This is a genomic window from Microcystis aeruginosa LEGE 91341, from assembly GCF_015206885.1.
GTDB lineage: Bacteria > Cyanobacteriota > Cyanobacteriia > Cyanobacteriales > Microcystaceae > Microcystis > Microcystis aeruginosa_H.
In genome coordinates, this window is sequence record NZ_JADEXY010000113.1 from 1 (window position 1) to 14260 (window position 14260).

10 protein-coding genes and 2 pseudogenes are annotated in these 14260 nt (G+C 42.7%); 3 read left to right on the forward strand and 9 right to left on the reverse strand.

Annotated features, from left to right (window positions below):
• Positions 1–132: 132 nt before the first annotated feature.
• Together IQ234_RS15795 and IQ234_RS15800 are read right to left on the reverse strand one after the other, a co-directional pair.
• Positions 133–486 carry a type II toxin-antitoxin system PemK/MazF family toxin gene (locus tag IQ234_RS15795; RefSeq protein ID WP_110579011.1) on the reverse strand — a complete coding sequence of 118 codons (354 nt, stop codon included), beginning with the start codon at positions 484–486 and terminating at the stop codon, positions 133–135.
• Positions 483–719, reverse strand: a complete 237-nt coding sequence (locus tag IQ234_RS15800) for a hypothetical protein (protein ID WP_110579010.1) — start codon at positions 717–719, stop codon at positions 483–485. The genes IQ234_RS15795 and IQ234_RS15800 overlap by 4 nt, the downstream gene beginning before the upstream one ends.
• Positions 720–1037: 318 nt before the next feature.
• Here IQ234_RS15800 and IQ234_RS15805 point away from each other — a divergent pair.
• Positions 1038–2176: pseudogene (locus IQ234_RS15805) on the forward strand (ISAs1 family transposase).
• Positions 2177–2545: 369 nt separating this feature from the next.
• Positions 2546–2974, forward strand: a complete 429-nt coding sequence (locus tag IQ234_RS15810) for a ubiquinol-cytochrome c reductase iron-sulfur subunit (protein WP_002769041.1) — start codon at positions 2546–2548, stop codon at positions 2972–2974.
• A gap of 168 nt (positions 2975–3142) precedes the next feature.
• On the opposite strand, the gene IQ234_RS21310 is transcribed toward IQ234_RS15810, so the two are convergent.
• The 5 genes from IQ234_RS21310 to IQ234_RS15830 all read right to left on the reverse strand — a co-directional run bounded on the left by IQ234_RS21310 (position 3143) and on the right by IQ234_RS15830 (position 11763).
• Complete coding sequence (locus IQ234_RS21310; RefSeq protein ID WP_228008579.1) at positions 3143–3364, reverse strand: hypothetical protein; 222 nt, start codon at positions 3362–3364, stop codon at positions 3143–3145.
• A 227-nt stretch (positions 3365–3591) separates the two neighbouring features.
• Positions 3592–4605, reverse strand: coding sequence for a DNA cytosine methyltransferase (locus IQ234_RS15815; protein ID WP_228008580.1), 1014 nt, complete (start codon positions 4603–4605; stop codon positions 3592–3594).
• Positions 4606–4674: 69 nt separating this feature from the next.
• Positions 4675–9279 carry a glutamate synthase large subunit gene (gltB, locus tag IQ234_RS15820; RefSeq protein WP_193957778.1) on the reverse strand — a complete coding sequence of 1535 codons (4605 nt, stop codon included), beginning with the start codon at positions 9277–9279 and terminating at the stop codon, positions 4675–4677.
• A gap of 306 nt (positions 9280–9585) precedes the next feature.
• On the reverse strand, positions 9586–10473 hold the full coding sequence (locus tag IQ234_RS15825) for a succinate--CoA ligase subunit alpha (RefSeq protein ID WP_193957779.1): 888 nt from the start codon (positions 10471–10473) through the stop codon (positions 9586–9588).
• 105 nt (positions 10474–10578) lie between these two features.
• Complete coding sequence (locus IQ234_RS15830; RefSeq protein ID WP_193957780.1) at positions 10579–11763, reverse strand: ATP-grasp domain-containing protein; 1185 nt, start codon at positions 11761–11763, stop codon at positions 10579–10581.
• Positions 11764–12432: 669 nt separating this feature from the next.
• Between IQ234_RS15830 and IQ234_RS15835 the strand changes: the two genes are divergently transcribed.
• Positions 12433–13110 carry a hypothetical protein gene (locus IQ234_RS15835; RefSeq protein ID WP_193957781.1) on the forward strand — a complete coding sequence of 226 codons (678 nt, stop codon included), beginning with the start codon at positions 12433–12435 and terminating at the stop codon, positions 13108–13110.
• Positions 13111–13163: 53 nt separating this feature from the next.
• Here the strand turns inward: IQ234_RS15835 and IQ234_RS15840 are convergent, their stop codons facing one another.
• Complete coding sequence (locus IQ234_RS15840) at positions 13164–14102, reverse strand: GDP-L-fucose synthase family protein (RefSeq protein WP_149973577.1); 939 nt, start codon at positions 14100–14102, stop codon at positions 13164–13166.
• Between the two features lie 12 nt (positions 14103–14114).
• Positions 14115–14260 (reverse strand): annotated as a pseudogene (locus IQ234_RS21840) (GDP-mannose 4,6-dehydratase); the annotation flags it as partial.

The following is a 14260-nucleotide window of genomic DNA, read 5'->3' on the forward strand; positions in this document are numbered from 1 at the left end:
CATAAATCCGAAAACAAACGATAGAAACAATAATGGGAGGGACTTTCAGTTAATTATTTATTAGTAGTTGATAATCTTCAAAAATGTTGCTGTACAAGGATCGACTTAAGACTTTTGCAAGAGGTCTTATCCTCATAATTGGTATCCTAATGTTACCAACACAACATCTTCTAGTTGAGCTATTGTTTCAGTCCTAAGTAGTCCTAACCGCTGAATTAAACGGGTCTTATCTAGCACTCTAATTTGAAAACAAAGTGCGACTGAATCCTGCGATAACCCGCCATCTCCCTGTCTAATCAACATACAGATTGGTAATGAAGCACGGCGTTGGTTTGTCGTTAGGGGAATAGCAATGGTTGTTGTGGAAAATTGAGAAACAATATCATTTTGGAAAATAATGATAGGACGAATACCTGCCTGCTCAGAACCTTGAGCAGGATTGAGGTTTGCTAACCAAACTTCCCCGCGTTTAAGCTGTTCAGTCATTGATGCTCTTCTTGAGCAAGCATCACCGCGTAATCATCCATTCCAGCTTCGGCAAAGATACGGTCTTCCTCGGCGAAATCAGTCGCAAGGGAAACAAGTTGACTAGGATCGAGAATGATCCGGCGGCGTTTATCTTGGAACTTGAGAAAGGCAATGAAGTCAGCAACTTGCTGAAGTTGATCATTAGTTAGTTGGTCAAGGTCTTGCTTAAGAGCTTGGCGAGTGACTGGCATAGCAGCAAGTTAGAAGATTGTAAGCTTTTAATTTATTTTACCTTTTTCGTCCCTGAAACTGAACCTCTCTATTTTAACTTAAGCGATCGCATTTTCAGAAATTCATAGTTCTAGAGCAGCCCAAGCCAAAAAAGCCAAACATCTTCAACTTTTGATAACTGCTCTGAGTCCAGTTCACCTAATACCAATCGATTTTAGTTTTGATCTCCCCTGCCCCCCTTGATAAGGTAGGGCTGTTTCATTCTCCCATCAGAATATCAAAAGTAAAAGCGATCACTATCAGGTAAAATGAGGAGTGACCGCCAACTTTTTAAAGATATGTTGAGCTTAATAGAAAAACTGAAACAAGTCAAGGACTTTCGGAAAGATAAAGGAAAAAGACACCCTTTATGGATAGTATTAGTAGTAAGAATACTGGGAACAATGCTAGGATACTCAGGTTATAGAGAACTAGGAGAGTTTGCTAAAAATAACTTGCCCTGAGCCAAGTCGAAGGGTCGGCACAGGCTCAGTCAAGAATTTAACATAATTCCAGAAAGAGTCCCATCCTATTCAACAATTAGAAGGGTAATGATGGGAGTTGACTGGCAGAGTTTGTTAAAAATGTTTAATGAATGGGCATTAGAAGAATATGGACAAAGAGATGATATAAATTGGCTAGGCATAGATGGAAAAAGTCTCAAAAACACCCTAAATAATCCTAACAATGAACAACAAAATTTTATTATGTTTGTCTCATTGTTTAGTCAAGAAAGTGGATTAGTATTACACATAAAAAGAATCGAAAACAAAAAAGGGTCTGAAATCGACGAAGGTCAATCTATAATTGAAGATTGCACTCTCCAAAATAAAGTTTTTACTGGGGATGCTTTACACTGTCAGAAAAAAACAATCAGCTTAATAGCCAAGAGTAAAAACGATTATGTTATCACCGTTAAAGGAAATCAGAAAAATCTTTATCAGCGAATACAAGACCTGAGTAATTCCTCAAAGGCAAAAAGTTGCTTTCTTGAACAAGATAATAGTCATGGACGAAAAATATCAAGAAAAATAGAATTTTTTAAAGTGAGGAAAAATGAAAGACAAGGGTTTGAAAATCTGCGAAGAGTTATTAAAGTAGAAAGAAGGGGTAGTCGCGGGGATAAAACCTATGAAGAAACAGCTTACTATATCAGTGGTCACTGAGCCTGTCGAAGTGTAGCCTAACCGAATCCGCCCAAGTATTTGCTAAAATTATTCGAGGACATTGGAAAATAGAAAATCAGTTACATTGGGTAAAAGATGTAATTTTTGAGGAAGATAAAAGCCAGATAAGTGATTTTCAAGCGGCCAGCAATTGGTCAATTCTCACAACTATAGGATTGAATCTTTTCAGAGGTTTGGGTTTTCTCTCAATAACAGAGGGACAGAGGTGGTTAGCTAAACGTTGGGAAAAACTGATAGTTTTATCGACGTAAAAAGCAGAAAAATTAGCTAAATTAACAGAATGTACTCTCAGACAATTTGAAGAGAGATAGGCTTTTCGTGGGCTTGGGAACAAGCTTTATCAATCTATTCATAATAAATATTGGCAGAAGATTAAAGATTAGTTATTGTGACTAACTCTTTTGGTTAGAAAAAGATAAACTTGAGAATCTTCGGTCAAATTTATTGACTCAAAATCAGCTATACTTAATTTAAATGAAACAGCCCTAGGGGGCAGGGGGGATCGAACCCAAAATCCATTTTTAATTTAATTATAACCAGCTACTTAGAAGTTAATTGAATGAAAAGAGCTTCTACGGTATAGTGAAAGTTAACGTTACTGTTGGAAAAAATCTAATCCCATGAATCGTCGTGAATTTGTTGCCCTCGTTGGTGTTGGCGGAGCCATGGCCTGCGCCCCAGAAATACTAGGGACGGCTACCGACCAAGAGATGACCCCGGCCCAAGCGGCGGATGGCTTTGTGAAAGTGACGGGCATTACCCTCAAAGAATTGGAAGCCAAAGGCAGTTTTCTGGATAAAAAATCCCCGGTCGGCTCCTTGCTCCTAATCTGGGAGAAAAATACGAAAAAGATCAGTGCAGTAAACCCGACTTGTACCCATGAAGGCTGTACGGTGAAATGGAATACTGGCGCACAGATTTTAGCTTGTCCCTGCCATCCAGGAAAATTTACCGCCACTGGGGTCGTCACGAATAAACCCCCAAAACGCAATCTAACCACCTATCAAGTCAAGGTCGAAAAAGACGTTATTTTCGTGAAAAAAGCTTAACGGGGTTGATGGAATACCATGCCTTTGGTGACACGGGTAGAATTAGTGACTCTCTACTCGCACTTAGAAATTAATTAAATGGCATCGATACCAAATTAGGTTACACTTCATCTTGAGAAAAGCTGTCACCAGAGATGGTATATTTTGGCCATAGTATAGCTCGCTAGTTTAGATTTGTTCAATTGGAGAAATAAGATTAGATAAAATTTCGTTCCATTTTAATTTATGAATAGTTTGTAATTCCGAATCTATTTCAATTAGAGGGGAATAGCTATTGACAAATTCTTCTGGAGATGATATCAGTCTCAGATAATATTTAATTGTCGGTATAATACCATTGGTGATTATTTGACAACCATGGTTGTTTTTGATAGTTTGAATCTCGGACATGATTAACTCCACTTCTGTGGGTTTAACATCAAACGATGATAGGATATAATATCTTCTCGGATTAAATTTAATAATTTTATCTTTGGCAATTCGGAGAATTTGTAAATCAATGTACTTACCATGCTTAATTTCAATAACTTCTACTAATTGTTTATTTTTATCAAAAATCTCAATATCTCCTGCACTACCAGAAGTTAGATCAGAAGCTGTGTGACTGCCTAGGGCTTTTAAGGTAAGGATACTCTAGAATTGGTTTCAAAAATATGTTTCTTAATGGCAATAGCCAACTCTTGAATCATGGGAATACAAACCGAATTACCCACCTGTTTATAAGACTCAGCTAAGTTAGGATGAATTTGAAAACTATCGGGAAACTTCATCAGTCGATAGCATTCTTGGATAGTTAATTTACGCACCTGATCTTGTTCAGGTATATAAATAAAAAAACGTCCAGATGTTTCCTGAGATGGTATAGTAGGATGTACTCCATCGATCGAATAAATTCGGTTAGGTTGATGATGAACCCAGGATAAATGTTCTGTATTTGGTCTGATACCTTTTTTCCAGATAGTTTTATTGCGATACCCGACAAAAATTAATCCTGATGGTTGTAAGGTAGGATTATCAATGAGAGTATATTCTTTTTTATCTAAGTATTCAAAATTGCCTTGAGGAGACAGAAAATCGCGTAACTTAGGTATTGGTGAAGTATATTTTAATGAGTTGAAATTAAATTTTTTATTTTGGGTAGCAATAATAATAATTCTTTCTCGATTTTGCGGCACACCAAAATCCTTGGCATTTAAGAGCTTATAATCAACTAAATAACCCAGTTCTTCCAAAGAACGCAAAATAATATCTAAGTTTTTGCCTTTGTCAAGGTGAATTAGGTGTTTAACATTTTCCAGAAGAATTATTTTCGGCTTTTTTAATTCGACTATTTCGCAGATGGGAAAAAATAGAGTTCCCCTTGTATCTCTAAATCCGGCTCGTTTTCCAGAAATGCTAAAGGGTTGACAGGGAAATCCTGCTGTCAACACTTCAAAATCAGGCAGGTCATGGATAGCAATTTTCCTAATATCTTGATCGGGAATTTCTTGAAAATTATTGAAATATACTTTTCGACAGTTTTCGTCTATTTCACAAGAATATACACAGTCATAACCAACGCTCTCGAAAGCTAATCTAAATCCTCCAATACCAGCAAAAAGATCGATAAATCTGAGTTTTTCGTTTGTCATTGCCAAATTATGACACCAAAGAAATTAATCAATGGGTGCGTTAACAAAGCGTAACGCACCCCAAAGAAATTACACCGAAGTTAAGGTTTTCTCCGCGCTAATTTGCGCTTCGGGACTATCCGCTTCCGAGGGAGGGACCACTTGCCAGAATTGACCGAGATAGCTATCCCAATTAGCTAAAATTAACTTACCTTTGGGGCTATTAGTGCGTTCTACATGGGCCTCAATTAAAGATTTTAACTGTTCCGCACCGGCAGCCGTGCCAACCCGTTGAATCTTGACAATTTCGGGGTTGAGTTTCTCCGGTAGGGACGGATCAAGGATATAAGCTAATCCCCCCGTCATCCCGGCGCCGACGTTGCGACCGACGGAACCAAGCACGACAATTACCCCCCCGGTCATATATTCACAGAGGTGATCCCCGGCCCCTTCGATAACTGCTTTCGCGGTGGAATTGCGAACAGCAAAACGTTCACCAGCGCGACCATTTGCGTATAATACCCCACCGGTGGCCCCGTAGAGACAGGTATTACCGATAATAGCGTTATCTTCGGGCTGATAATTGGCGTTTTGGGGCGGTAAGATGACAATTTCGCCACCATAGATGCCTTTACCCACATAATCGTTAGCTTCTCCCTCTAAATGGAGATTGACACCGGGTAAATTAAATGCTCCGAAACTTTGACCCGCCGCACCCTGGAAATTGAGCTTAATTTCGCCTTCAAAGCCGTCATTACCGTATTTTTGGGCAATTACCCCCGCAATTCTCGCCCCCACGGAGCGATCGGTATTGACAATCCTGTAGGTTTTGCTGACGGTTCCCTGTTGCTCGATCGCCTGTTTAATCTCGCTATCTGCTAGAATCTCGTCATCGAGAACAGCACCGTTACTATGTACTTCCTCGTGCTGCAACCAAGAGCGATCGCTGCGGCCATCGGGTAAATTCAACAAACAATCGAGATTGAGGGATTCTGTCTTAGTTAAACGAGCATCGGAGCGTACTTTTAACAGATCCGACCGGCCAATCACCTCATTTAAACTGTGATAGCCTAATTTCGCCAATAATTGCCGCGTTTCCTCAGCCACCAAAGTGAAGAAATTGACCACATGAGCGGGAATTCCGGGAAAACGAGCGCGCAGACGTTCCTGCTGGGTAGCGACTCCCACAGGACAATTATTCGTGTGACAGACGCGGGCCATGATGCACCCCTCGGCAATCATGGAAATGGAACCAAAACCGAATTCTTCCGCACCCATGAGAGCAGCCATGAGGATATCCCAACCGGTTTTTAGTCCCCCATCTGCACGCAAAATCACCCGATGACGCAGTTGATTTTCCATTAACATCCGATGCACTTCCGTTACTCCCAATTCCCAGGGACTACCCGCGTGTTTAATCGAACTTAGGGGTGATGCACCTGTACCACCATCGTGGCCAGAAATCTGGATAATATCAGCGTTAGCTTTGGCAACTCCGGCCGCAATTGTACCGATACCGATCTCGGCCACTAATTTGACGGAAACTTTGGCCCGGGGGTTAATTTGGTGTAAATCGTAGATTAATTGCGCTAAATCTTCGATCGAGTAGATATCGTGGTGAGGAGGGGGAGAAATCAAGGTAACACCCGGTTTAGATCGCCGTAACATGGCAATATAGGGACTGACTTTTTTCCCGGGTAATTGACCTCCTTCTCCCGGTTTTGCTCCTTGGGCCATTTTAATCTCTAGCTGTTTTCCACTCATTAAGTATTCGGGAGTGACTCCAAAACGTCCCGAAGCTATCTGTTTAATGGCAGAATTGGCTGTATCCCCGTTTTTTAAGCCGTTTAGATGGGGCATGGTCACGGAATGTCCTTCTTCATCCACATCGCTTAAGCTGGTGTAGCGGATCGGATCTTCTCCCCCTTCTCCGGAATTGGACTTACCTCCGATGCGATTCATGGCGATCGCTAGGGTTTCGTGTGCTTCCCGGCCCAAGGCACCGAGGGACATTCCCCCTGTGCAGAAGCGTTGCAGGATACTTTCGATCGATTCTACTGCTTCGATGGCAATTGAGGCTCGATCGCTGTTAAATTCTAATAGATCTCGTAAAGCAGTAACGGGTCTTTGCTGCAAGATTTGACGATAGGTTTCGTAATGGTCATATCCCTGTCCGTTGGAGTGAGCGGCCACTGCTTTATGGAGTGCTTTCGCCATTTCCGGGGAATTCATGTGGTATTCTCCCCCCGGACGGTAGTTGACAAAACCGTAGTTTTCTAGTTTTTTAGCGGTAAGATTGGGGAAAGCTTTACTGTGGAATGCGATCGCTTCTTGGGCCACTTCAGCGATGCTTAAACCCCCGACGCGACTGGTAGTACCGTTAAAAGCTAGTTTAACTAAATCTGCGGACAATCCGATCGCCTCGAAAATTTGCGCTCCATGGTAGGAAGATAGGAGAGAAATACCCATTTTCGAGAGGATTTTCAGTAATCCTGCTTCTACGGATTTGCGGTAATTAATTAGGGCTTTTTCGAGGCTAATAGCTTCTAATTTGCCGTTTTCCATCAATTTCTGGGTTTTTGGCTCGATCCACCACTGGGCGATCGTTGCTAACGCAAGATAGGGACAAACTGCGGAAGCACCATAACCAATTAGACAAGCGAAGTGATGGGTACTCCAACATTGGGCCGTATCGATCACAATCGAAGCTTTTAAACGCAAGTGTGAGCGAATCAGGTGATGATGGACGGCACCAACAGCTAATAAAGGGGGAATATAGCTAGTTTTTTCGTCAATAGGATTAATTCTGTCACTGAGAATTAAAATTTCCGCTCCCGATGCTACTTTCTTGGCGGCCTCAGCGCATAAATTAGCGATCGCAGTTTCTAATCCCCCGGGTCCGGTGGTCAGATCATAAAGGGTAGAAAGTTCGGCTGTTTTGTAGCTAGAGGTTTTAACTTTGGCTAATTCCGCATTATTGAGCAGGGGAGAGTCTAATTTCAGTAAATGTGCGTCATCAATCCCCAATTTAAGGATATTACCCCGTCGTCCCAGATACATAGTCAAGGACATGACTAAACTTTCGCGTAAAGGATCGATGGGAGGGTTAGTAACTTGGGCAAAACGTTGTTTAAAGTAATCGTAGAGAAGATGGGGTTTACTGGAGAGGACTGCTAGGGGAGTGTCATCACCCATACAGAAAGTCGGTTCTTTTCCCTGTTCTGCCATGGGAACGATAATCAGATCCACATCTTCGGATGTATAACCGAAAGCGGTTTGCAGGGGAAGGAGATGACTGGGAGCGGGAATATCTATCGCTGTTTCTTTGTCAATAAAGGTGCGTTGGGATTTCACCCATTCACCGTAGGGATTAGCTCGGGCAATTTCCTGTTTAATCGGCCAATTACGCTTAATTTCGCCTTTTTCTAGGTCAACTGCGATCATTTGACCGGGGCCGAGACGACCTTTTTCCATAATGGTGGTTTCATCGAGGGGAATAGTTCCCGCTTCCGAGGAAACGACGATATAACCGTTGTTAGTAATGCTATAGCGGGCCGGTCGCAAACCGTTGCGATCCAAACAAGCGCCGACGATTCCCCCGTCACTGAATACCAGTAAAGCTGGACCGTCCCAGGGTTCCTGTAAACCGCTATAGTATTCGTAGAAGTCGATAATTTCGGGATAATCCTGTAAATCCGGCTGATTATTGTAGGCCTCCGGCACTAGGATCATAGCCGCTTCTAGGGGACTGCGACCAGTTCTCACCAATAATTCTAGGGCGCTATCGAGGTTATAGGAGTCGCTGTTAGCGGGGTTAACAATGGGGGTCAGGGATTGTAATTCTTCGTGGGTCCAACCTTGGGTTTCTAAAGCGGGTTCCCGGGCCGACATCCAGTTAATATTGCCCAAAAGGGTGTTAATTTCGCCGTTATGACCTAATAAGCGCATCGGTTGAGCGAGGGGCCATTTCGGTTGGGTATTGGTGCTAAAACGTCGGTGATAAATAGCAAATTGACTGCTATAGGCGGGATTTTGCAGGTCTAGATAAAATTCTCGCAGGATTTCGCCCCTTACCATGCCTTTATAGACAAGGGTGCGACAGGAAAAGGAACAGAAATAGAAATCATCGGCCAGTTGCTTACCGACTTCAGAACGGGCAATATAGAGTAGGCGATCGAATTGAGAACCGGCTAAATCGGGGGAAGTAACCAGAATTTGCTCGACGTAGGGTTGATTTTCCCTTGCTTGTCTTCCGAGGACTTCGGGACGGACGGGAACAGCACGCCAACCTAAAATCTTAATATTATATTTATTGACAATTTCCTCAATATGTGCTTTAGCGTCGGCTCGTTCTTTGTCCGCTTGGGGAAGAAAGACCATACCCACCCCTAGTCGCTCAGATTCTGGCATATTTAAGCCATTTTCGACGAACCAAGGAGCGAGGACATCTCTGGGGATAGCGGTCATCATACCGGAACCGTCACCGGAATCCTGATCGGCGCTGCAGCCTCCCCGGTGTTCCAAACAACCTAAGGCTAAAAGTGCCTGTTCAATCAGTTGATGGCTACCAGAACCGCGCACATCGGCAATAAAACCGACTCCGCAAGCGTCCCGTTCTTCTACGAGCCATGGGGGACCCCAATAGGGATCGATTTGGTGGATATTGTCGGTTTTTAGGTTATTTTGTTGCGCCATAGAAGTTATCCTTAGGGTCGTTGTCTAGAAGGGTGAGATAGCTGGTCTGCTGAAAGGGTCAATCTAGAATAGAATTTTTTTTGATCTTGCCGTTTCGATTGTCGCTGATTTTTCCTAATTTTTGCCTGTTGCCATCTTTATCTTGGCCGGTCTGAGGAATCACAGGTGATCTACCATGATATAGTAGCTCTCAGGAATTGTCATCGAAAATCCCGTAGACAGGATGGGGGCGAAACATCCTGTTAGGTGCTTATTTTGGCAGAATATTGTCGTATTATAAGTATTATTGGAGCAATGGGGTCAAATTCAGCACAAGACTTTAGCTAAAGAGGCAGGTAAATCGGCTAATTTTTCCACCACTGTCACCCCAGCTTCTTGAAAATGACGTAAGCTATCTTTTCTGGTATTCTTAGCGGCAACAGAGTAGGAAAGTTGGTTAGAAATAATTGTTTCTGTATCGCCGAAATTGGTTTCAATCGCTGCATTTAACCCCACAAGATAGGCAATCACTGGTTTTTCGATCGCCGAGGCAATATATTTGGCTGCCTCGATTTCGGCCTTTCCTCCCACCTGACTGACGAGGAGAATTGCCTCGGTATTGTCATCTTCCTCGAAAACCTGCAACCATTGGGACAAATTGGAGCCAATAATGCCATCAGTCCCCAAATTTACCGCCATAGATTCACCATAACCGGCTGCCGTTAAAGTTTTTGCCACTTCATCCCCTATGCGATCGCCACGGGTGATCAGACCAATTGTCCCCAATTGATAAAAACTGGGTTCACAAATACCCAACCAAAGATAATTGGGAATAATTACACCCTGGCTGCCGGGTCCGAGAATTAATGTCCCGGTGGTACTAGCTATCTTTAATAATTCCACCAGATCCAAGGGAGGAACTCCGGGGGTAACGATAATTAATTGGGGAATGGCTGATGCGATCGCTTCTAAGGCCGCATCTAGGACTTGATTGGGGGGAACTAAAATTAAACTGGTCTTGATTTCCCCTGCTTCAGCAACGGCCTCGGCCACTAGATCAAACACTGGTATCTCTGCGATTATCTCACCACCTTGGCCACTAGCCACCCCCGCTACTAAACAGGTTCCCTGGGTTTTCAATCTTGCCGCATAATATTTGCCTAGGGGTCGATCGATCCCTTGCATAATTATCTGATCTTTATCTGTCCATTTCATATATTAAGTGTTGGGGTTAGGTGTTGGGGTGTTGGGGTGTTAGGGTGTTGGGGTGTTGGGGTATCAGTTGAAATTCCCCCATCTCCCCATTCTCCCATTCCCCTGCTAGGCTAATTTAATGGCTGCAGTGACCACCTCTTCTAAAGACTCTAACCAATGAAAGTTAACATCAGCTAAACTCTGACTAAGATCGATCGCTTGGTTGTCAGCTAGGACGCGAAAAATTATTTGTGGTAGGGTGGGATTGAGAAAAGATCGAGGTTGCAAGGTTTGTCTTTCCTGTCGGGTGGCCCGGATCGTTCGTTCGCCGCTGCCCCGGCTGGGTGATAATGGGCTATAACTGCGGTAGTAATTGCTAATAGTCTCGATCGCTTTTTGGCCAAAGTCGGGATAGCTGATAATATCAACGATAACCACTTTTAAATCGGCCAATAGTTGGAATTGTTGCAGACCGGCCTCTATTTGCTCGTTTAATTGCTCTAATTCTAGTCTTTCCTCCAGTATAAGCCAGGCCGCCAGTTTTGCTCCCTTGCTGGCTAAGGCATCCCAGACAGTGGACATCAAACCCTTGCCATTACTGATCACGGCTATTTGGCCAGTTTGATCAATTATCGACCAAGGGGATTGTAATTGGGGTGGGGTCAAGGCCAGAAGATCGAGATGTCTAGCTAAAGCGGCATCATTAACACTTATTTTGCCATCTAGGGCCATCACTTCCCCAGTTTCGTTGATACCCAGGGGATTAATCTCGATAATATCGAGATCTTTGCTGACAAAGAGACTATACATTTTTTCGAGAATTTGACTGATAGACTCGATCAAAGACCCTCTTAAACCCATAGATACGGCTAATTGCCGACAGAGATAGGGGGAAAATCTCTCTTCAATGACCACTTTTTGCATGGTTGCCAGTAAACTGTCCACATCCATCCCCCCTTGACTTGCACCCAGTAAAACCGGTCTTTGCAGATGATAATCGAGTAAAATCGCTAAAAATATCTCTTGTTGCGGATTGTAACGGGCTTCTGCTAAGATTACCTCTGGATATTCTCCGGCGATCGGTAAATGAAAGATAGCATGGGCAGCAGCGATCGCATCGATGGTATTAGCGACAAATTTCACCCCTCCTGCTTTTCCCCGTCCTCCCGCTCGTACCTGGGACTTCAGCACGATGGGGTAGGGAATGTTTAATCTTTTTAGTCCCCCCGGTTCGTGGATTGGTTGGGAAGGTAAAATGGGGATACCTACCTGAGCAAATATTTCCTTGGCTTGGTATTCGAGTAAATCCATAATTGATTAATTGATAAAGTGGCGATTCTCTCTTTGCTCGTTTCGGTAGCTTGGGGACCATGAAGATTATTTTAGCAACAGCATCCGGTTCGCGGGTGATCAGGGAGAATATTTTTGGCTTACTTGATCGCAAAACTTAAAGTTAATTGTGTCATTATGGGGTTAGAGGCGAGACTTTTTGAGCTATCCACCTCTGGGAGTCTAGCAATCTTTCACTCTCTCTATCTCTATCTTTAGTAGGCTTTACTACATTTAAACTGAGCATTGAGTTAGTGCGAATGCACCACTTCCCACACCCCACTTCATAATTCATAATTCATAATTTCCCTCTCCCCACACCCCACACCCTCAGTTTTTTGTCATAGTTGTTACATTTTTTCACATATTTTAATTCGATCGGGTGATTTTTTTTTGATAGGATTGAACCTATAATTCTCCCATAAATAGTTATTGTTCCCCATTAACCGTGCCAAACTAAGAACTGCGGACAAATCAAGAGTTTTGGCGTTTCAATAGACCAAATAAACTAATAACCAGCAATTAGTAGAAAATATCGGCTATTTTTTGCTAAAATTCTCCTTTTTCCCGCATTTTCTTGCTTGGAAACAAACTTTTTTCCGCTTTCGTCTCTATCTTTAATTCGCTCCCACTAGGAAACTCAAGGGTAAGATGCTAAATTTTCAAAAGCAGGGTCGTCATCATCCCCTGACCCTATTCACAATGCTTTTAAGTGCTTCTTTCGTTGTGGTCTCCCTTTCCTTGACTCCTGCGATCGCACGTCAATTCGCCCCAATTAACCCGATTAAACCGATTGCTTTGGGAAATGATCGATTAATTCCTGCCGGCACAGATATCCCTGTAAAATACGAGCAAGGGGAAAAAATTCTTTTAACCAAACAAGAAACTTTTTCTCTATCACTGACCGTCACCGATAATATCAAAAATTCCGAAGGACAGACAATTATTCCCGATGGTAGTCAGATTATCGGAGAAATTAAACCCGATGGTCAAGGTTCGCGTTTTCTATCCCAAAAAATCTTTTTAAAAACCCGTCAACCCCAAGAAAAATCTATTGATGCTATTTCGGCAGTTTTCACTCGTCTAGAAAGGCTAATTAAGGGAGTTAACCCCGATAAAATTATTCAGGGTGCAGTATTAGGAAAATCCGCCGCTTCTGTCCTCGCTTCCTTTACTTCTGACCAACCAGTTAGCGAGGGATTATTACGAGGAGGAGGATTAGAAGTATTAGCCGGTTGGTTATTACGAGGAGAATCGGTGGAATTATTGTCAATTAACCCCAAGGAAGAGTTAAAACTAACCCTTCGTTCTGATTTTACTGGTCAGTAAGCTTTAAAAAATCAGGTGTGTTAGTTATTAATCTAACACACCAGCTATCGAGACTAAGCGGCGTTTTGCCGATACCATTCAATGGTTTTTCGCAAACCTTCTTTAAATTCCATTTGAGCAACAAAACCGAATTTTTCCTGAGCGCGGGTTGTATCTAAACAGCGTCGCGGTTGACCATTCGGTTTATCTATTTCCCAAACAATTTCGCCATCAAAACCCATTAAATCACAGATTAATTCCACTAAATCTTTGATAGAAATCTCATAATTTGTACCAAGATTAACCGGGTCTGATTCATTATAGAATTGACTGGCCATGACAATGCCTCGCGCTGCATCGGTGGAGTAGAGAAACTCCCGGGTTGGACTACCATCTCCCCAGACAGGAAGTTGTTTGTCCCCCCGTTGTTGTGCCTCATAAACCTTGCGAATTAAAGCAGGAATTACATGGGAACTACCCGGATCAAAATTATCCTCTGGTCCGTATAAATTCACTGGTAAAAGATAGATTCCGTTGAAACCATACTGCAAACGATAGGACTCTAATTGTACCAATAAAGCCTTTTTAGCGATACCGTATGGAGCATTGGTTTCTTCGGGATATCCTGACCATAAATCGTCTTCATGGAAAGGTACTGGAGTAAATTTTGGATAGGCACAAATTGTCCCTACACAGACAAATTTTTGCACTCCTGCTAGATAGGCAGCGTGAATTAATTGGGTTCCCATCATCAAATTATCATAGAATAATTCGGCAGGTTTTTCCCGATTAAGACCGATACCTCCCACATGGGCCGCCAAATGGATAATTAAATCTTCTTCGTCGGCTAAACGTTGACAGTTTTCCCAAACTCTTAAATCACAATCTTTAGACCGAGGAATTGTAATTTTTTCGGGATTTGCCCCCGCTGCAATTAATTGATTAACTACTTGCCGACCTAAAAATCCGGCCCCCCCGGTGACGACGATTCTTTGTTCGCTTAAATTCAGCATATTTTTACCTCTTTAATCCACAGTTGTCATCGAACGATTGCGAAGATAAGCCAAATCTTTTAATAACTGTTGGCTATCACCACCGTTATTAAGATTAATCCCCAAAGCCGCTAAATCCGCATCTACCATTAATTTTACCAGTCCCTCGAACGTCACCG